The following is an 18,610-nucleotide window of genomic DNA, read 5'->3' as shown; positions in this document are numbered from 1 at the left end:
CCCACAGGGTCAACTGCCGGCCGCAAGACCCGCATATATCCCACGCTCTTTCGTACTACCCCAACTGCGTCTCGACCCGGTCCCGCCCGGCCTGCTTGGCGGCGTAGACCCCGGAGTCGGCCCTGAGCAGCAAGGCATCCGCGCCCTCCCCGGCACGCCAGCTGGCAATTCCGAAGCTCGCAGTGATCGTACCCACGCCTTCGATGGGCGTGGCCCGCAGGTTTGCCCATAGCCCCAGGGCCAGGGAGTAAGCACTGTCGCTGTCGGTGTCCGGGCACAGCACCACGAACTCTTCCCCGCCCAGTCGGCAAAAGACATCGGTACGGCGCAACCGCTGGATGACCCGCTGGCAGACCGCTTGCAACACCCGGTCGCCCACGGCGTGACCGTGCTGGTCGTTGATGCGCTTGAAGTGATCGATATCGAGCATGATGACCGCCAGATCCCCTGGACCACGCTCGATACGGGCCATCTCCGACGTCAGCCGTTCCTGGAAATAACGACGGTTACGGATTCCGGTCAACGCGTCGGTCACCGACAGGGCGCGCAGCTCTTCCTCCACGCGCTTGAGATCGGAAATATCCGAGATATAGCCGTGCCACAACACTCCACCGCCGGGCAGCTCCTCTGGCGTGGCCTCACCACGGACCCAGCGCAGGCCGCGTTGCGGCAGTTGTAAGCGATATTCCTCGCGCCAAGGGCTCAGGGTGTCTGCCGACGCGCGAATCGAGGAGCGCACCCTGGCAGCGTCCAGGCAATGAATACGCGAGAAAATCGCCTCGGCGTTGCGCACCAGTACTTCAGGTTCCAGCTCATAGATGTCGCGAATCCCGTCGCTGGCATAGATCACGCTGAAGCGGCCGTTGAAATCCATCTTGATCTGATAGATGCCGCCAGGCACATGGGCACTGAGTTTTTTCAGCAACAAGTCTCGGGCCGCCAGCGCTTCATGGACGCGCTTGCGCTCGGTGATGTCGATACAGATCGCCAGGTGCCCGATCCACAGGCCCTGATCGTCGAGCATCGGAGTGGCCAGCATATTCACGGTCAGATGACTGCCGTCACGGCGCACCAGGGTCCATTCGCGGGCCTGTTGTCCTCCCTGCTCGCCGCCCTCGAGCAGCATCGCATGGCAAGTAGGGATGGGCTTGCCGAACCGTGCGCCGAGCTGGGCAGCCCGGGCCTGGAGTTCCCGTGGCACGTGCAGGCTTTCCAGCGTCATGCTTTGCAGGACTTCGCAACTCTGATAGCCGAGCATCTGCTCGGCGCCGGCATTGAAGGTGGTAATGACCCCACGCAGGTCGGTGGCGATGATCGCGACTTGAGTCGCGGCATCCAGCACGCCGCGCAGTTGACCATGGGTGCCGCGCAGCTCCTGCTCCCGGGCACGCAGCTCACGGGTGCGTTGCTCCACCAGCTTCAACGCCCGCTGCCGCTGGCTGACCAGTACATAAAGCAAGGCGCTGAGCAGCACGCTGAGCAGACCGCCGAGCACCACCAGGCTCGACACGGAAGAATGATTGGTCGCCAGAAACATCCGGCTGGGGCGCAACTCGACCCGGTAATGATGATCGGCCAGGCGCAACAGGCGAGTCGCCGCCAGCTCACTGTGGCCTGCCGGGGTGGGGGATTCGAACAACACTTCCTCGCGGTCGCTGGTGGACAAATCCAGGACACGCATCGCCAGATTGTCATGACCGACCGCCGGCAAGCCATCCCCTGCCAACTGGCGCATGCTGATCGCCGCCGCCACATAGCCGAACGGCTCTATTGATGGCTCGCGGGTCACCGGGGCCACCAGCAGCACCCCACGGGTGTACGCCGGGTCGACGCCGACCAGATCCAGCGGTTGCGAAACCGCCAGCCCGCCAAGCTGACGAGCCCGCTCGAGGGTCGCGCGGCGCAGGGGATCGGAAAGCAGGTCCAGTCCCAGTGGCGATCCGTAGGAAGCCTGGCTCTGGACATGGAGTAACGGTACGTATTCATCCCGTACGCCAGCCTGTCGAAGGCCACCGCTGCCGTCCGCTTCACGGATAATGAAATTGGCCGAACCTTCAGCCTGCACCTGCTGTTCGAACGCTTGCCGTTCGTCCCTTCGCACCCTGGGGGCCCAGGCGAGGGCCCGGGTGCGCCGCAACAAGGCGCCGGCGTAGCCGCGAAACTCGCTGTTGGACACCCCCTCGGAGTTGGCAAAGAACCGCCTGAGGCCGTCCAGGCGTTGCTCCTGCTCCTGGAAGCGCTCCTCGATCCGGCTGAAACGTTCCTCGGCTTGCAGCTCGAAGCGCTGGCGCAGTTGCTGGTTGAACAGATTCAACATCGCCCAGGTCAGCAAACCGGTCATGAGCATACCGACCAGCAACACCAGCGAAGCCACCAGCCAGGCCGATACATCTTCGCTGATAAAGCCCAGGATCCTGGGACGCACCTGATGCAATGCCATAAACACGACTCAGAAAGGACCGGCACTGGAACAGCGCTGGCCACTGGCTAAGTTATAGCTATTAGCCATCATTTTGACCAGCCCCAAAATGAGGCTGGAGGCCTTGAATTACAAGGCCTGCGTGGATCCAATCAGCGCGCCATGATTTTCCAGGCACGGTGAATTTTGCCGTTGCGGGCAAAATCCGGATCGATGGTCTTGGCCGTAATCTCTTCCACCGCGTAGCGCTCGGCGAGGTTGTCTTCGAACTGGAACTTACGGAAGTTATTGGAGAAGTACAGCACGCCGCCCGGCGCCAACCGCGCCATGGCCAGATCCAGCAACTGGACGTGGTCACGCTGCACGTCGAATACGCCTTCCATGCGCTTGGAATTGGAGAAAGTCGGTGGGTCGATGAAGATCAGGTCATACTCATCGCGACTGGTTTCGAGCCAAGCCATCACATCGCCCTGCTCCAGACGGTTCTTGTCTGAGAAGCCGTTGAGCGACAGGTTGCGCCGCGCCCAGTCCAGGTAGGTTTTCGACAGATCGACGCTGGTGGTACTGCGCGCCCCGCCCTTGGCGGCATGAACACTGGCGGTGGCGGTGTAGCAGAACAAGTTGAGGAAGCGCTTGCCCGCCGCCTCTTTCTGGATCCGCAGTCGCATGGGCCGATGGTCGAGAAACAGCCCGGTGTCCAGGTAGTCGGTGAGGTTGACCAGCAACTTCACGCCACCTTCGTTGACCTCGGTGAACTTGCCCTGGGCGCTCTGGCGCTCGTACTGTCTGGTGCCGCTCTGGCGCTCGCGACGCTTGATCACCACGCGGCTCTTGTCGATGTTCAGTGCCTGGGGGATCGCTGCCAGCGCATCGAACAGCCGGGCCGAGGCTTTTTCCGGATCGATGGATTTGGGCGCGGCGTATTCCTGGACGTGGACCCAATCGTGGTACAGGTCGATGGCCATGGCGTATTCCGGCATGTCGGCATCGTAGACCCGGTAGCATTCCACGCCTTCGCGTTTGGCCCATTTATCCAACTGCTTGAGGTTCTTTTGCAGGCGATTGGCGAACATCTGCCCGCCTTCGCTCAACCGAGCCTGCTCGACCACGGGCGCCGGCGCCGGCGTTGGCTTGATCGGGTTACCATTCTTGTTGTACTTGCGCTCCTGTGGCGCTTGCTCTTGCGACTCCTCCAGGAGTGCCTGCTCACGCTCGACCTGGCGCTGCTCCGGGGTACGGCGTTCCCCCGTGACGAACTGGTCCGGCAGGACCTTGATCAGCAGCAGCTTGCACGGCAAGGCGCCGTTCCAGAACGAATACTGCTTGTGGCTGCGAATGCCCATGCGCTTGCCCAGGTCGGGCGCGCCGGTGAATACCGCCGCTTCCCAGTTCAGGCAGGCCTGGCGCAGACGCTCGCCGAGGTTCTGGTAGAGGTAAAGCAGGCTGGCTTCGTCGCCGAGGCGCTCGCCGTACGGCGGGTTGCAAATCACCAGGCCTTTCTGGTTCTGGTCCGGGCGCGGCTCGAAGGTCGCGACTTCGCCCTGGTAGATCTTGATCCACTCGCTCAAGCCGGCGCGTTCGACGTTGTTGCGACCGGGCTGGATCAGCCGTGGGTCGGCCTCATAGCCGCGAATCCACAGCGGCGGCTTGGCCAGACCGGCGGCGGCGCGTTCGCTGGCTTCCTCGTGGAGTTTCTTCCACAACGCCGGCACATGGCCGAGCCAGGCGGTGAAACCCCATTGCTGGCGGCGCAGGTTCGGCGCCATGTCGGTGGCGATCATCCCGGCTTCCACCAGAAACGTACCGACGCCACACATCGGGTCGGCCAGCGCCCCACCTTCAGCGGCAATGCGCGGCCAGCCGGCGCGGATCAGGATGGCGGCGGCGAGGTTTTCCTTCAACGGTGCGGCGCCCTGCTGCAAGCGGTAGCCGCGTTGATGCAGGCTATGGCCGGAAAGGTCCAGGGAGAGGATCGCTTCGCCACGGTCCAGGCGCAGATGGATGCGCAGGTCCGGGTTGAGCTTGTCGATGGACGGTCGCTCGCCCGACGGGGTGCGCAATTTGTCGACGATGGCGTCCTTGACCTTCAGGGCGCCGAAATGGGTGTTGTCGATGCCCGAGCCATGGCCGCTGAATTCTACCGCCAGGGTGCCGTCAGGCAACATGTGGTCTTGCCAGTCCACGTCCAGGACCCCCTGGTACAGGTCGTCGGCGTTCTTCATCGGGAAGCGCTTGAGCACCAGCAACACACGGTTTGCCAGGCGCGACCACAGGCACAGCCGGTAAGCCGTCTCCATGTCAGCGCTGCCGCGCACGGCCGAGGTATGCTCGCGCGCGTCTTCAAGGCCAAGCCCGACGGCTTCCTCGATCAGCAGGCCTTCGAGGCCCTTGGGGCAAGTGAGGAAGAGTTCGAAACGATCGGACATGGGATTTCCAGCGCCTTTGGCTAAGTGGCCCGGGCAACGCATTGCCGGACCGGGTTCAATCAGGTGCTTTTCTCAAGAGCACCCGCGTGGCACGAACGTGTGCCGTCCCGCCCTCGCTCAGGTCAAAAGAGCTTAGATGAGGGGGCAGGTAAAAAATTCTCTGCAACAAATTATGAAAACTCGCCCCTTTCGTCGAATAGTACCCGAGTGCAACAGGGGGACATTCTCATTCGAGCAGAGGCCACGCCTTTCAGCGCAGGGCCGATCATACAGGGGTCTTGCTCAAAAGCGGTCAATGAACATCAAGTTACTTATCGCCCTAACAGCTTTATTGTGACGTGCTTATGACAAAACGATCATTCCATCCATGTGACGCTTTGGTTAGAACTCAACACAGGTTGACGCCAAGACGGCGCCAACACCTTGGCTCGTCACGCCGGCAACGAGCCACCAACGGCAGAATGATTCTGCCCCGGCCTCGCTAGAGGTCGACGCTAAGCAACAGTCAACAAGTGAGGGCAACACCCTATGAGAAGACTTAAGCGTGATCCGTTGGAAAGAGCATTTTTACGCGGTTACCAATATGGCGTTGGTGGTAAATCCCGTGAGCTTTGCCCCTTTACTCTACCGTCAGTGCGCCAAGCCTGGATCAATGGCTGGCGAGAAGGACGCGGCGACAACTGGGACGGTATGACCGGCACTGCGGGTATCCACAGACTCAACGAACTTCACGCCGTCGGCTGACACAGGGCTTATTACTCAACAAATCGACAATCTGATCCCACCATCGATTTAACCACGCGCGTCCCATCCGGACGGCGGGCTACGGCCCAGGGGGCTCCTTCGAGGAGCCCTTTTTAATGGGTGGGCTTAATGTAAGTGCCTGAGTTGCAAACACCGTTGTGGCGAGGGAGCTTGCTCCCGCCGGGCCGGTCCGACGACTTGGGCGCAGCAGACCCAAGACCCATTGCAGGGTGAACCAGGCAAATGGCATAAGCTGGTTTCAGGACTGCTGCGCAGTCCAGCGGGAGCAAGCTCCCTCGCCACAGGGGGGACTGCTCAGCCTTCAAGGCGCAGCGATCAACCCAACGCCGCAATGGCATCCACTGACTCACGGATCAACGCCGGCCCTTTATAGATAAAGCCCGAATAAATCTGCACCAGGCTCGCCCCGGCGGTGATTTTCTCGGCGGCATGGCGGCCTTCGGTGATCCCACCCGCGGCGATGATCGGCAAGCGCCCCGCCAGTTCGGCGGCCAGCACCGTCACGGTGTGGGTGCTCTTGTCCCGCACCGGCGCGCCGGACAAGCCGCCCGCCTCGTCGCCATGCTCCAGCCCCTCGACACCGTCACGCCCCAACGTGGTATTGGTGGCGATCACCGCGTCCATACCGGTCTCGATCAGGGCCTGGGCGACCTGGCTGGTTTCCTCATCGCTCATGTCCGGGGCGATCTTGATCGCCAGCGGCACGTGCCGGCCATGGGTCAGTGCCAGTTCTGCGCGACGCCGCGCCAGGTCGGCCAGCAGTTGCTTGAGGGAATCACCGAATTGCAGGCTGCGCAGCCCCGGGGTGTTCGGCGAGCTGACGTTGACCGTCACGTAGCTGGCGTGGGCGTAGACCTTTCCCAGGCAGATCAGATAATCGTCGACTGCACGCTCCACGGGTGTGTCGAAGTTCTTGCCGATGTTGATCCCCAGCACGCCCTGGTACTTGGCCGCCGCGACGCGGGCCAGCAGGTTGTCCACACCCAGGTTATTGAAGCCCATGCGGTTGATGATCGCCTCGGCTTGCGGCAGGCGAAACAGCCGTGGCTTGGGATTGCCCGGCTGCGGTCGCGGGGTGACGGTGCCGATTTCCACAAAGCCGAAACCCAACTGGGCGAACCCGTCGATGGCCGCGCCGTTCTTGTCCAGCCCTGCCGCCAGCCCCACCGGGTTCGGGAATTGCAGGCCCATGACCGTCACCGGCAATTTCGCCGGGGCCTTGCACAGCAAACCGTTGAGGCCCAAACGTCCGCCCGCGCCGATCAGGTCCAGGGACAGGTCGTGGGAAGTTTCCGGGGAAAGTTTGAACAGCAGCTCACGGGCCAGGGTGTACATGGGTGGGTTTGACTCGATCTACGAAATGAGGCGCGGATTATAGCCGGGGTGAAGGGATGGGAGCGAGCAGCCGATGGCTGCCCACTCTTGGGCTGGATCAAGCCGTAGTCGTTTCCTGCAGCGCGTAGGTGTTGCTGGTTTGCTTCAGGTTGGCAAAGATGAGTGGAAAGTAAAGAAGCATCATCATCACAGCGAAACAGCCATTGAGAATATGCCCCTGGGAATCCTCACTGAGGTCGTACTTGCTTAACAAAGCTCCTGCCGCACCTACGATCAGACTGATGGCGTGACCATACGATAAGCGTGCCCCCGCCACATTCACGAATGCATCGGCCAATTGGGTCCTGGTGGGCCACTGAACACCAGCGCGGACCTCCAGGGCCACTTGTCTTAAGGACTCCGGATCGGAGAAGACCGAATCCGACCCTGGCTGGGGGGAAAGCACATGCCAACTCTTGCAGATAATCAAGATAGCCACATCGGCTACCATTCCGAGCGCGTTCAGTCCGGCTTTGATAGCGTCCGCCCCGAAATCGTGACCAAGCGCCTCGGCGGCCCTGGCAGGACCACTCAATGGCATGACCTTACCCAGTTCCGCCAACGCAAATTGAAACGCGCCATAAGCCGCCGCGGTAACGGCGGTTGACGCTGCGTTCGCGGGACCTGCGTTGTCTCTCAAAGGGAAAAAGGATTGAGCCAGCGCCCGGGCCATGATGTAGACAACCCCGCCGGCCATTGCGGGGAAAAGCTTTGACGCCGCTCCCGTGAGAACGGCCGCGACACAGCCTCCCAGCGCAGCAGACGCTATGCACACACTCCCTAAACGAGACTTCCAGCTCGCCTCCCCGCCTTCTCTGCGGATAGCCCCCATCAGCGTCAACGCTGGCCCCGTCATTGCCAGCGCCACAGCCGCCCATGCCCGCGTGGCCTCGGGTGTATCACCCTCGCTCAGAGCCTGTCCGACAAGATAGCCAACGTACTCGCGCAACCCGGTGGCCAGTGCAATGATCACCCCTGTGTTCCCGGCGACATTCAACAGATTGAGACCTGGCCCCTTGGCGGCTTCGAGCAGTTCCATGCCAGCCTCAAGTACAGACTTCAAGCGATCCTCACGACTCTCGCAGCCTTTGGCTCTTTGATTTATTAAATCAAAAATTGCATTGCTGTCAGGCTCGTGAAGCGTCACACCGGTTTCGATAAATTGCGCAATCCGATCGGTTAAATCGCGATCGTGCTGTCCCAGGTCGGCAGAGAGTTCCTCCAGCGGAGCCGCCATTGCATTACCCAGATGCACAAGACCCATTGCGACATGTTTAGGTGGCCCCAGTTGGTCCAATTGAAAATTCGTAGTGTCCAGCAGTTCAGGGTCAAGCGCCGCTGATGTTTTTACCGAACTGGTTGAAGATGAAACAAAGTCGTTTCGGGCAGCACCCGTAGGTATGCCTGCGCCATTTCCAATTTGCATGGTTGTTTCTCCTTATTGTCGTATAAACCATCAAAACTTCCTCACCACTCACTCACCTCCCAAGCCTCATCCCCCATAGGCTGAAACACGTCCCGCATAAACCCTTTAACAAACAGATCCACCGCGAACGCCAAGCCATTGGCACCGCTGACTTCCCTGTAGAGTTGCGACTTCTCCAACCCCTGCTCCTTCAGTCGAACCAGCACCTGCAACGTGACCGCCATCAGCGCCTGCGCGGTGGGATAGGCCGCCGCTTCACCGTCGGCTCCCCGCAGGGTGCGGAGAAACTCATGAATGGCCTTCTCCCCCTGACCTTCCATCGCCAGCAGCAACTGATACAGATGCTCGAACTCAGGGTCCGGACGTTTGCCCTGGCTCGCCTCCTGACGGGCCGCCAACAGGCGCGCCTCCAGGGTCTGCACCGCTGGCACCGCGCTGCGATCGATAGAAATTGGAGCGGTCGTGGATTCAATCCTCATGGTCATCCATCGCGTCGGCTACCTGTTTGGTGAAGCTTGAGCACAACGCTTCAAGTGCCTGGAGCGCACCTTGGTCCAGGACGTGAACCGACGCCGGCAACTGCTCGATGCAGGCCAACAGCCGGGGCTCCAGCCGTTGTCGGGTGGTTTCAACGTCGAACTCCAGCAACTGATCGCCAAGTCGCAGCACGTAGCGGTTCTGGAGGTGGTACTCCACGAGCAGGCCTCCGGCCCAAAATGTACGCAGGCGCTCGCGCCACTCATCACCTCGTTCTCGGCAATGCGCTGGCAACAGCAATTGCAATACCGCACCCGTCTCGCCCGGTTGCGCAACCAGCCAACGCTGGAGCATTTCGTTCAGCCACTGGGGCTGCTCCAGGGCCTGGGCGAGCAAATCCCGAGCGGCCTCGGCCAGCGCGTTACGTAATTGCAGGCCTAGCGATTGCGACCTCGACAACCCCTCCGCCAGATGCCCGACCGCCCGCAGGACGCCCTCGGCATAGCCTTGCCTGAATGCCTCGGCATGCACCGCTTCGGCCTCGCGCCGTGCCTGTTCGACACATTCGCGGGCCCGGCGCTGGGCTTCCAGTTGCAGGCGTCGACGGCGGCGGGCGGCGGCGATGTCTTCGCGGGCCAGGTGCGCGTCTTCGCCGTCGGGCAGGTCAGTCAGTGATCGGATCGAGTCGAGCATGTTGCACCGCCATGAAGAAGAGCGTCGGGTCCGGCTCAGGGACCGGCCACTGCCGATGCAAGCCCACGACCGATTCGGAAAACTGTAAGGCCAGGCATTCCAGCAGCCACGGCGGAACCTGGCGGTGCCACCCCCACAGCGCATTGAGGCCGGCCGCTTCGACGTGCGCCATTGAAACCGGTAGTGCCTCGACGGGCAGGCCGCCGCGTGCGCCCAGGCGACAGCCGGCGAACCGCCGCACCGACGCCGGTAGGCCACGCCACGCCGCGCCCCGCGCCAACATAGGCAACAGCCGATTGGCGCCCATCAGCAACGCGACAGAGGGCAGTTGCCGCCAGTGACGAACCCACTGTTTCACCACGCCGCCCAGCGCTGTCGCAGGCAACGTCACAGGCAGCGCCAGCCCGTCGCGCAGCATGCCATTGAGCAGGCGACGCGCCTCGTCGCCCTCGAACGCAGGGGGGATCACCAGGCGCTGCGGGTGCAGGTAAGCCAACGGCTCGGCGAGAATGCGCCGCAGGCATTCAACGTCCGACATCACGTCGCCTCACCCCGGCAAAGTGATAGAGCCAGGCAGCCCCACCGGCCACCAGCAATCCGCTCATCACCCCCAGCAACCACGGCCAGGGCGAATACCCCTGGGCCGCGAGCCGCGACGGCGCAACGTGCTGGGTCGGCGAACGCCGGGACAGCACCACCGAGATGTTCTCGTAGTCCACCGCAGCGAAACTGTTCTTGAGAAAACGCTTGATGTCGTTGATCAGCAATTGCCCCTCGACATCGCGTTCATGCAGTACCACCGCCGCAAGGTGGACAGGCGCAGCCTTGCGCCCGCCCTCGCCGGCGTCCAGGTCATAGCTGATGTGGACCCGCGCCGACACCACGCCTTCAAGCACACCCAGCGACTGCTCGACACGCTGTTCCAACGCCGAATACAACCGGGCCTTTTCCGCGCGGGGCGACGCCACCAGCGCGTCGGCGGGAAACATCTGGGCAACTTGCAGGCGCGGCCTGGAGGGCAACGCGTAGAGATTGAGCAGGTCGACGGCAGCGGCAAAATCCAGCGGATCGATCTTCACCGCGTAACCGGTCTTGCCCGTGTCGACCTTCACCGCGGCAATATTGTTGCGCTGCAGCACCGACAACACTTCGTTGGCCTGTTGCTGGTCCAGCCCCTCCAGCAGGCTCGGCTGGCGGCACCCCGCCAGGACCAGGCACAGCAACACGCAACAAAGGCCCGTTCTCATGACGCACGCAACAGGGTTTCTGCGGTGCCTACGGCCTTGCGCACCATCACGTTGAGCAAGTTGATGTCGACGTTGTACTGTCCGGTCAGCTCCTGCAGCCGGGCCAGCACGTCAGGGTCGGTGATGTCGGGGCGGCGCAGCAACTCACCAATCGCAGTGACGTCCTGCCCGCTGTCCACGGCTGACCGGGCGTAGCTGTCGATCAGTCGCGACTCCAGCGAAACGATCGGCCCCTCCTGGGGGCCATGCAATTCAACGACGGCCAACGGCTCGATGGCCGACGGATAAAGACCTTGCAAAGGCATACGGTGCCCTCCTGAAAGGGCCATCGTCACGAGCGATGGCCAGCCGAAAGAGAAAGCGTCAGCGCGCTGCCTGGATGATCGCCATGTCGATGTCTTTGAAGCCCTTGATCGTGTTGGTCTGGGCGTTGCGAAAGACCGTGTACGAGGAAAATGCCGTCTGGTAGGCCGCCAGCAGGCCGGGGTCGGACGCATCGTTTTTCAGCTTCTCCAGCGCTTCGTCCAAGGCTTCCTTGAGTTTCTTCGCACCCTCTTCGAATGCCGCGGCCTGCTCACCGAGAAAGTCATCGGGGAATGTGATGGGGAGTCCGATACCAGCCATGCGTCACCTACTCTGTCTGATTTAGAAAATGCCAGGACGAAGACCCCGTCTTGACGTAGCCCTGCGGGCCGGTTTGAAACGACTTGCCCTTGAGCGCGTCGTCTTTGAGCTCGACGGTGAAGTGCACGTAGCGATCCCCCCACTGCCGGTAAAAATCGTCGACGTACTGGCGCGCCGCAGCCAGCTCGGCATCCTGCAAGTTGCCCTGGACGGCAAACGTGACGCTGTCGCGATGCTCGACCCGGCTGAAGGCCAGCGAAAGGCGTTGCAGACCGCCCTGGGCCAGGTCGGCCAGAACCCCGTCATCCTGCATCTGCATCACGACATCGCGGGCATACGGCGCCGCCGCGAGCAGCGCTTCGAGCAGCCGTGCCTGGCTGTCGGGCGTGAGCAGGTTGCGTTGTGCACTGAGCGACAGACGTGGCAGAGACGGGTCCTTGAGGTCCAGAACATGCCAGGCCAGTTGCGGGTCATAGTCAGTCAGCATCTGCTCCAGCCGACGTCGCTCCTGGTCCATCACCAGCACCGTGCCATTCAGGCCGGGATGGCGCGTCAGCACCTGACGGCTCCAGCCGGCATCGCGTTCGTTGGAGACAAGCACATACACCGCCTCGTCGCGCCCACCCAACACCTGTACCTGGGCACTGGCGCCGGCGATCAGGGCACGGACGGCGGTCTCAGGCGTCGGCCCCGGTCGCACTCCCACGCCGAGCGCAACCGCCAGCGTCGCCAGCACCAGGCCGCAGGCGACCCAAAGCGTGCGCGGGCTGCGCCACGCCAGGGGTGCGGCAGCGTGGCCGGGCGCAGCGGGTGCTCGATGGAAAAGCTCCGGCGCCCAGGCCTGCCCCTCTGGACGCAACGCGATATGCAAGCCACCGACCTGAACCCTGGCCTGGAACGCCGCGTGACGAACCTCGACCGATTCGCCAAGCACCCGCAATGGCACGCCTTGTGGCGTAGCCTGGTCGGCCAGCACCTCGAAGTTACTGCCACCGGTCTCCAGCGGAATAAAAATGGCCTCGGCAGGCACACTGGCTGAAAGCGCGCCCTCTCCCAACAGCTCCGCCGCGCCGACGACGAACACCGTGCTGCCTTCGCCAAGCGCGAACTCGCAACCCTGCAACGGACCATTGAGTATCCGCAAGACGCAGGGCTGTAGCGTGGAGGCCGTCGGGACTGTCACCAGCCAAACTCCAGAGCAGTCAAATGAGCCGCCATGGTAGAAAGCCCGAAGTCAGCCTTCCTGATCGAAATCTGCCGATAGTGCACAACGAACGATCAGAATCCCGAGCCGACCTTTTCATGACATGACATGGGCGTGCGACAGGCACCTCGTGGCGAGGGAGCTTGCTCCCGTCAGGCTGCGCAGCAGCCCCCTCCAAAAACTCGACAGGCTGTCAAACCGCGTCACCAGGTTCTTGGGCCGCTTCGCGCCCCAGCGGGAGCCAGCTCCCTCGCCACAGGATGCTATCCACCCCCTGCATCGGTCGCAGGTCGCCCTGGCTGGCCCTGGATAAGCACCTGATAACGCTGCCAGACCTTGCGCGCATAGCGCAGACGCGCAGCCTGGCGATGGGGTGAATTGCCGGCGTTGTAGGCGCCGACCGCCGTCCAGTTGTAGCCGTAGCGGGCGATGAATCCGGCCAGCACCGATGCCCCGACTTCCACCGACAGGCACGGTTCCTCCAGCAGACGCTGCTCAGTAATGCCCTGAGCGCGCAAGCGCGGCAGATGGATGCTGTTAATCTGCATCAGGCCGATGTCGCGGGTGCCGTTGCGGTTGTGGTTGATTGCGTCCGGTTTCAGCCCCGACTCGACATCGGCAATGGCCTGGAGCAGCTCAGGCTCGATGGCGTGCACCTGCCCCGCCCTGCTCCAGCACCCGGCCTGGGCCTGGCTTATGCCAAGGCTCAGCCCAAGACAGATCGGCAGGAACCACCACTTCGACGTGCACCCCGTCATGCCAGACGTCGCTCCCCGATCCACGCCAGCTGTTCGTCAATGCGCACCCGCAGAAGCTGTGCCCGGACACAATCGGGATCACGCTCCAGACACTGCCAGATGATTCGCGCTGCCTGCTGGTTGCGCCCCCAGACCCAATGATGCCAGGCCTGAAAAAACAGCACGTCAGCCCGATCGGCGGATAACAGGCAGCGCTGGAACAACACCTCTGCCGCCTGTTCGCATCCGCGCAAACTGGTGAGCAAGGCCAGGCGCGTCAATGCCGGGATGCTGCCGGGGTCCAGCTTCAATGCCTTAGAAACCGCCGAATGCGCCTGTTCGATGGCCCGTTCCTGATCGCCCAGATTCATCATCGCCTGCCCCAACCAGACATCCGCCAAGCCACACCAGGGCGGCGCGTAGCCGGCGTCGAGCTTTACGCATTGCCTGAACAGCACAGCGGCATCACGCAGGCTTTGTGCGGTGTGCTGTTGCACATTGAATAGCCCACTGAGATAAGCCACTGCAACAGGATAAGACCCGCAACGGTCACCCATCGGGCGCAAGCCCGCCACGCGCTGGGCCACCAGACACGTCAATGCACCCAAAGCCTCGCCAGGATCATGAGCGTCCAGCGTCTGCCCATGGAGCAGCGCCTGATCGCTGCCACGAATCAACTCCACCGACCAATGTCGCTGCCCGCCCGAGCCGATGTGGCGCCCACTCAAGCAGTAATCAACCGACAAGCACTCGACCAACGAATGCACAGTTGGCGATGCGCCACACGCCGCGATCACCCCTGATGGCATCACATGCAAAGCCTCGCCAAACGCGGTACTCAACTGCCGGATCACCCTGTCCTGCAGATCCAGCGCGGCTGTCTCGTCCAGATTACGAAATGGCAGAACCGCCAGCGACGGCGCATCCGTCTTCACCGGCTCCGAGGCATCGAGCACAACCACCGGTTGCGTAAACCGATACCCCTGGCCATACACCGTTGCGATGTAATCCTTGTTGTCCTGGAGCAACTTGCGCAGCGCATAGACACAGCGAGTCAACGACTCCTCTGCGGCATCCATCCGCGGCCAGGCATAATCCAGCAGGTCATCCTTGCTGACGACGGTCTCTGCCGAATTCAGTAACAAACGCAGGACTAGCAATTCTTTGGGTGGTACATGAACTCCTTGTCCATCTCGCATCAGCGTTCCATCGCTTTGCAATAGCCAGCGGTCAAAAACGAATGACTTGCCCGGCGTTCGATCAGTTGTACTGTCCATACCCTGAGACTTCTCTATAGAAAGTGACTGAAGCGCGTTCGAGCCTGCCGGGTGGGCAGGCTCGGGATGACGAGCTGCGTGACTATAGGAACATGTGTGGGGGGATTCCGTAGGACACAAGACATTTACAACCGAAGAAACGGAGTCGCAGACTGTAGGAAAATTCCATGGCAAATTTCACGACTAACTCATAGAATGAGTCACCGAGCTACCGCCAGTGAAGCTAAGGAACGGTAATCAGCTTACAACTTATACAGAACTTACTATTGAGCATTCCTACGCCCAAACCCTTTTAATTGCATCAATAGCTGTCCCACCATCCGTCATTGCAACAAGCAATTCAAGTTCCTGACCAGATATCTGCCCTTCACGAATATCATCCAAAATAAAATCAATTCGCTCTTGAGTATCTCGAACATTAGCCCTATCTACCTCCGTTGCTCGCCGCTCCAGGACAACCCGCGATAAATTCTCCCTAATCATATTACTTAACTTTAACTCCGTATTCCCCTTCAAATAGCCAGTCGTATTTTCTATTATCAATCTATTATATGGGATGCTACCTTGCCAGCTGGCATGTCTTTCCGGGGTAAACATTCCCTTATGTTCAAGAAAAACGATGTTATGCCCCATCAATGCAAAGGGCTCTAAAGCACCACTTCTTATACCGATTACACCTCCTCCTACAGTCTCCAAAAGACGATTCATGAAATACCACTGATTTTCTCGAGGAGCTAGTAATCGCTCACCATCAACTTCCGCAGACCAAAACTGCCCGACATGAGGCCTAGCGAATGGCCGGTAGGGTTGGCGGTTCGCCACCACTTCCACGCCATTTACATTTTTTGCATTATTGAGGTATGTATCCGCAACAAAATAGACATCCTTACCACTTTTCTCTAATGCCTCAGCTATTAATTCAAACATAAAAGGTCTTGAGATAGCCTCCGCCTCTCGCTCATTGGCATATGCTCGGTCCGCAATCCACAATGCCACAGAGCCTTCTTTGATGCCTTGGTGCTTAATAACGCTATCCACGAGACCATCAATAACCAGCTTATCTTCCAAGGATACCAGCGCCCCCAACTTCTCTCTGAACATCCTGTGCTTTTCGTCTACCCCTAACTCATCCTCTCTACGAAAATACTGATTTATAATTTCCGTCGTTACAGACACATGAAACATATGCGCCGCATTATCTGCAAAATCTGACAACGGAGATGAGCAACCTGACGTGTGCAAAAAATCAGCTCGAGTTAGACTCTCATCCAAAGTCTCCCGCGCCGACTTCAAACTCTCACCTTTATATGAGTGCAATGAGACGCGTCGACCTGGATCTAGCTCTCCACTAACCAATAATGCTTTCTCAATTACGCGAACAGCTTCCTCCGCGCTTGTCTTTTCTTTTGGATCCCCTTCCGTAAAAGCGATAGAAATTTTTAGCCGAGGCTCGATCAGCGCAGCGAAAATTAGACTGTATCTATCTCCAGTGGCGTATCCAGGCAAAAAAACGTTAATATCCTCCTCTGGATTAGATAATACGTATTGGTACGCGACATCACGCGAATGGAGATACGCCTTACCTTGCAAAGTCGTATCATCAATACAAAAAAACTGATTATCAATTATTGCTTGCTTAGAAAGCACTGAATCCAACTTACTACTAACCTGCCTAGCCTGCCTGAGCATTTCCATTCCAATTTCCCGCCGGACACCAAGACTATTGCACGTGGAATCTTTATATAGATTATGCAAAAAGCTCTTCCTTTCACCCCTTTCTAATTTTGGCTCTCCAAAAAAAATCCCATCGCCATCCTCTGAACCTTCAGTATCGAAAAAAGATACACATTTCCAACCTGCAGTAAATTTCTCTTGATTACTACCGAGATCAAACTCCAGCAACTCCGTCTCGCCCTCTGTTACTGGAGACACTGGCTCACTCCTTATAAATAGCTGATTAGGATCACGAGAAAAATCACTTTTCCCTATCCTTTCAGCGCCGACAGCAGTGTTAATAAACATACCGATGACATTTGGCACTTTTTTCTACCCCTGCAATTTACCATTAGATATATATCGATGCAGATACACTAAATATTGTAAAACCTCAACTACTTGCAACGCAGTCAGACACTCAGTTGCTGTACGATAATAAAGCCTCACAACCTCATCCCCCCCTACCCCTACCCAAGCCCCCTTCATAACTTTCCTATTAGCATTTAAACTTAGGTAGTACTTGTAATACATTTCTTCCGAAACAGATGATGCCAGCTCACTATAAATAGTTAAACATTGATCAAACGACGAAACCTCGATAATCCACCTTTGTTCATCCCGTCCAACCAGCACCATACCAAACTTACAATCCTGGACCTCTATATTCAAAAACTCACATACTTCCTTCAACAACAAACCGGCTCGCGTCACATTCTTCCCCGTAAAAAATGGCGAAACATAAAAACTTAACTACCCCTTACTTGAAATATTTTTACAACAATCCAGAAATCGCTTAGCCACTTCCTCGACACTTCGCCAGGCATAAACTTATTTCTTGATTCGTTGGATCCACCAATAATGTCTGGACAGAGCCCACGACATCACCAACAGACCGCCACCCGGCTACCTGATCCGAAGACAGCTCGACAGAGAAGACGTCATCAATCATCATGGCCACTTCAACAATGTCCACAGAGTCCATCTGCAAGTCCTCCACCAGCCGCGAGTGACCGGCTACTTCCCCATGCCGGCTCGGAAAACAGCGGGACAGCAGGCTGATCACGCCAGTCTCTACACACTTGTCAGTCATCGATGCGCTCATCGAGCCCCCGTCAGCCCGTTATAAATTCAACATCGCCCGCAACATATCCGCAAACTGATTCAAATGCGCCGACAGCGTCTTGTTGAAGTTGTCGTGGTAGGCATTGGCATTCGAATACTTCTGGGTCAACGACTGCAGCAGGTTCTTCATACGTTCTTCCTGGGCGTTGAAGCCGGTCTGCCACTGGTTGTACTTGGCGGTGTCCCAGGTCACGGTGCCGCCGCTGGCGGGCAGGCCGCTCTTCATGAGGTTGAGCGGGTCAAGGTCGATGACCACGCACCAGGTGCCGTCACCGTTTGGCTTGAGACACCTGCCGGGCAGGCCCAGGGCCTTGAGCCATTTCTCCGCTTCGTCCTTGCTGGCGCCGCCTTCCCCGGGTTTTGGAAACAGTATGGAGGCCGGGTTGGGATGGCTGTATTTGTCGATCAGCCGGGTCAGGGCGGCGCGCAAGGCACCGGCATCGAGCTTGACGTCCTTGCCGTCGTTCGCGCCCTCGATCCAGTCCTTCATCTGCGCGGTGATCTCGGCGTTGAAGTCGGCGAAGAAGTCCGAATAGGCGGCGATGATGTGTTCGTAGCCGGCGAGGTAGCCGTTCTTGATCAGGTCGATCAGCTCCAGCAGTTTCTCGAAGAAGTCATTGGAGGAATTGATCCCGACATCCAGGGCCTCCGCTATTTCGAGAGGTTTGTCCCGCTCCAAGGCTTGCTTGAGGCTGCGCAGTATTTCGCCTTGTTCATCGTTGAGCTGACGCATTCGACTTTCGTCCAGAAGCGTGGACTTCATGCCGTGGCTCATCACCGCGCAACACTGGTGGGCTCGCTGGGCCCACATTTGCGCGCGATCGCGCTTGGCGTGGATCTGCTCGAGTAGCTCCGGGATAAACCGTTGCGCCACGGACTCGGTGGTCATGCCTTCCAGCGACTTGGCGTTGAATGGGCTCTTGAGCATATTGGCGAGACTGCGATTCATTGCATTCATGGACCGATCAAGAAGTTGCGTCAGTGAGCTGACCGTTTGAATCTCAGCGGGTATTTCCGACAGCAACGGCGCATCGACCATAGCGTCTACGTTGGGCAGCAATACGACTGGCGTCGGTATGAATTTCGTGATTTCCATATTTCTC

At 59.3% G+C, this 18,610-nt stretch carries 17 protein-coding genes; 1 reads left to right on the top strand and 16 read right to left on the bottom strand.

The features are described 5' to 3' along the window. Nucleotides 1–55 precede the first annotated feature (55 nt). Together ACLEJQ_RS18725 and rlmKL are read right to left on the bottom strand one after the other, a co-directional pair. The gene (locus tag ACLEJQ_RS18725) at nt 56–2,440 is read right to left on the bottom strand and encodes a sensor domain-containing diguanylate cyclase (RefSeq protein WP_440797296.1); all 2,385 of its coding nucleotides are present in this window, start codon (nt 2,438–2,440) and stop codon (nt 56–58) included. 131 nt (nt 2,441–2,571) lie between these two features. Beyond that, entirely contained in the window at nt 2,572–4,845 is a 2,274-nt protein-coding gene (gene rlmKL / locus ACLEJQ_RS18720) for a bifunctional 23S rRNA (guanine(2069)-N(7))-methyltransferase RlmK/23S rRNA (guanine(2445)-N(2))-methyltransferase RlmL (protein WP_440797295.1), read from the bottom strand. Between the two features lie 528 nt (nt 4,846–5,373). Here rlmKL and rmf point away from each other — a divergent pair. Continuing rightward, complete coding sequence (gene rmf / locus ACLEJQ_RS18715; protein ID WP_003223300.1) at nt 5,374–5,589, top strand: ribosome modulation factor; 216 nt, start codon at nt 5,374–5,376, stop codon at nt 5,587–5,589. Between the two features lie 336 nt (nt 5,590–5,925). Here the strand turns inward: rmf and ACLEJQ_RS18710 are convergent, their stop codons facing one another. From ACLEJQ_RS18710 to ACLEJQ_RS18645, 14 genes are all read right to left on the bottom strand, one after another. Continuing rightward, nucleotides 5,926–6,945: a quinone-dependent dihydroorotate dehydrogenase gene (locus ACLEJQ_RS18710; protein ID WP_440797293.1), complete on the bottom strand. Its 1,020-nt coding sequence runs from the start codon at nt 6,943–6,945 to the stop codon at nt 5,926–5,928. Between the two features lie 97 nt (nt 6,946–7,042). Continuing rightward, nucleotides 7,043–8,410, bottom strand: coding sequence for a hypothetical protein (locus ACLEJQ_RS18705; protein ID WP_440797291.1), 1,368 nt, complete (start codon nt 8,408–8,410; stop codon nt 7,043–7,045). 41 nt (nt 8,411–8,451) lie between these two features. Next, nucleotides 8,452–8,889, bottom strand: a complete 438-nt coding sequence (locus tag ACLEJQ_RS18700; protein WP_440797290.1) for a hypothetical protein — start codon at nt 8,887–8,889, stop codon at nt 8,452–8,454. Continuing rightward, the gene (locus ACLEJQ_RS18695) at nt 8,879–9,580 is read right to left on the bottom strand and encodes an oxygen-regulated invasion protein OrgB (protein ID WP_440797288.1); all 702 of its coding nucleotides are present in this window, start codon (nt 9,578–9,580) and stop codon (nt 8,879–8,881) included. Before ACLEJQ_RS18695 ends, ACLEJQ_RS18700 begins: the two co-directional genes overlap by 11 nt. After that, the gene (locus ACLEJQ_RS18690) at nt 9,552–10,118 is read right to left on the bottom strand and encodes a secretion system protein (protein ID WP_440797286.1); all 567 of its coding nucleotides are present in this window, start codon (nt 10,116–10,118) and stop codon (nt 9,552–9,554) included. The genes ACLEJQ_RS18695 and ACLEJQ_RS18690 overlap by 29 nt, the downstream gene beginning before the upstream one ends. Next, nucleotides 10,105–10,827 (bottom strand): EscJ/YscJ/HrcJ family type III secretion inner membrane ring protein, encoded by a 723-nt coding sequence (locus ACLEJQ_RS18685; RefSeq protein ID WP_440797284.1) that lies wholly within the window; start codon nt 10,825–10,827, stop codon nt 10,105–10,107. Before ACLEJQ_RS18685 ends, ACLEJQ_RS18690 begins: the two co-directional genes overlap by 14 nt. After that, the gene (sctI, locus tag ACLEJQ_RS18680) at nt 10,824–11,132 is read right to left on the bottom strand and encodes a type III secretion system inner rod subunit SctI (RefSeq protein ID WP_440797282.1); all 309 of its coding nucleotides are present in this window, start codon (nt 11,130–11,132) and stop codon (nt 10,824–10,826) included. The genes ACLEJQ_RS18685 and sctI overlap by 4 nt, the downstream gene beginning before the upstream one ends. A 58-nt stretch (nt 11,133–11,190) precedes the next feature. Further along, nucleotides 11,191–11,451, bottom strand: a complete 261-nt coding sequence (gene sctF / locus ACLEJQ_RS18675; RefSeq protein WP_042730845.1) for a type III secretion system needle filament subunit SctF — start codon at nt 11,449–11,451, stop codon at nt 11,191–11,193. A 7-nt stretch (nt 11,452–11,458) separates the two neighbouring features. Beyond that, nucleotides 11,459–12,634, bottom strand: a complete 1,176-nt coding sequence (locus ACLEJQ_RS18670; protein WP_440797279.1) for a PrgH/EprH family type III secretion apparatus protein — start codon at nt 12,632–12,634, stop codon at nt 11,459–11,461. Between the two features lie 284 nt (nt 12,635–12,918). After that, on the bottom strand, nt 12,919–13,413 hold the full coding sequence (locus tag ACLEJQ_RS18665; RefSeq protein ID WP_440797277.1) for a transglycosylase SLT domain-containing protein: 495 nt from the start codon (nt 13,411–13,413) through the stop codon (nt 12,919–12,921). Next, on the bottom strand, nt 13,410–14,591 hold the full coding sequence (locus tag ACLEJQ_RS18660) for a winged helix-turn-helix domain-containing protein (RefSeq protein WP_440797275.1): 1,182 nt from the start codon (nt 14,589–14,591) through the stop codon (nt 13,410–13,412). Before ACLEJQ_RS18660 ends, ACLEJQ_RS18665 begins: the two co-directional genes overlap by 4 nt. 354 nt (nt 14,592–14,945) lie before the next feature. Then, entirely contained in the window at nt 14,946–16,709 is a 1,764-nt protein-coding gene (locus tag ACLEJQ_RS18655) for a hypothetical protein (RefSeq protein ID WP_440797274.1), read from the bottom strand. Nucleotides 16,710–17,178: 469 nt separating this feature from the next. Next, the gene (locus tag ACLEJQ_RS18650; RefSeq protein WP_440797272.1) at nt 17,179–17,475 is read right to left on the bottom strand and encodes an acyl carrier protein; all 297 of its coding nucleotides are present in this window, start codon (nt 17,473–17,475) and stop codon (nt 17,179–17,181) included. Nucleotides 17,476–17,505: 30 nt separating this feature from the next. Continuing rightward, nucleotides 17,506–18,603: an IpaD/SipD/SspD family type III secretion system needle tip protein gene (locus tag ACLEJQ_RS18645; RefSeq protein WP_440797269.1), complete on the bottom strand. Its 1,098-nt coding sequence runs from the start codon at nt 18,601–18,603 to the stop codon at nt 17,506–17,508. Nucleotides 18,604–18,610: the final 7 nt, after the last annotated feature.

The organism is Pseudomonas sp. SMV71 (assembly GCF_052042015.1).
Taxonomy (GTDB): domain Bacteria; phylum Pseudomonadota; class Gammaproteobacteria; order Pseudomonadales; family Pseudomonadaceae; genus Aquipseudomonas.
Note: the sequence above shows the minus strand (reverse complement) of the source record. Positions and strands in the feature narration are given on the sequence as shown.

Excerpts from the sequence above, each read along its gene's own strand:
- ACLEJQ_RS18725 (WP_440797296.1), bottom strand. The coding sequence starts at position 2,440 with ATGGCATTGCATCAGGTGCGTCCCAGGATCCTGGGCTTTATCAGCGAA.
- rlmKL (WP_440797295.1), bottom strand. The coding sequence starts at position 4,845 with ATGTCCGATCGTTTCGAACTCTTCCTCACTTGCCCCAAGGGCCTCGAA.
- rmf (WP_003223300.1), top strand. The coding sequence starts at position 5,374 with ATGAGAAGACTTAAGCGTGATCCGTTGGAAAGAGCATTTTTACGCGGT.
- ACLEJQ_RS18710 (WP_440797293.1), bottom strand. The coding sequence starts at position 6,945 with ATGTACACCCTGGCCCGTGAGCTGCTGTTCAAACTTTCCCCGGAAACT.
- ACLEJQ_RS18705 (WP_440797291.1), bottom strand. The coding sequence starts at position 8,410 with ATGCAAATTGGAAATGGCGCAGGCATACCTACGGGTGCTGCCCGAAAC.
- ACLEJQ_RS18700 (WP_440797290.1), bottom strand. The coding sequence starts at position 8,889 with ATGAGGATTGAATCCACGACCGCTCCAATTTCTATCGATCGCAGCGCG.
- ACLEJQ_RS18695 (WP_440797288.1), bottom strand. The coding sequence starts at position 9,580 with ATGCTCGACTCGATCCGATCACTGACTGACCTGCCCGACGGCGAAGAC.
- ACLEJQ_RS18690 (WP_440797286.1), bottom strand. The coding sequence starts at position 10,118 with ATGTCGGACGTTGAATGCCTGCGGCGCATTCTCGCCGAGCCGTTGGCT.
- ACLEJQ_RS18685 (WP_440797284.1), bottom strand. The coding sequence starts at position 10,827 with ATGAGAACGGGCCTTTGTTGCGTGTTGCTGTGCCTGGTCCTGGCGGGG.
- sctI (WP_440797282.1), bottom strand. The coding sequence starts at position 11,132 with ATGCCTTTGCAAGGTCTTTATCCGTCGGCCATCGAGCCGTTGGCCGTC.
- sctF (WP_042730845.1), bottom strand. The coding sequence starts at position 11,451 with ATGGCTGGTATCGGACTCCCCATCACATTCCCCGATGACTTTCTCGGT.
- ACLEJQ_RS18665 (WP_440797277.1), bottom strand. The coding sequence starts at position 13,413 with ATGACGGGGTGCACGTCGAAGTGGTGGTTCCTGCCGATCTGTCTTGGG.
- ACLEJQ_RS18660 (WP_440797275.1), bottom strand. The coding sequence starts at position 14,591 with ATGCGAGATGGACAAGGAGTTCATGTACCACCCAAAGAATTGCTAGTC.
- ACLEJQ_RS18650 (WP_440797272.1), bottom strand. The coding sequence starts at position 17,475 with ATGACTGACAAGTGTGTAGAGACTGGCGTGATCAGCCTGCTGTCCCGC.
- ACLEJQ_RS18645 (WP_440797269.1), bottom strand. The coding sequence starts at position 18,603 with ATGGAAATCACGAAATTCATACCGACGCCAGTCGTATTGCTGCCCAAC.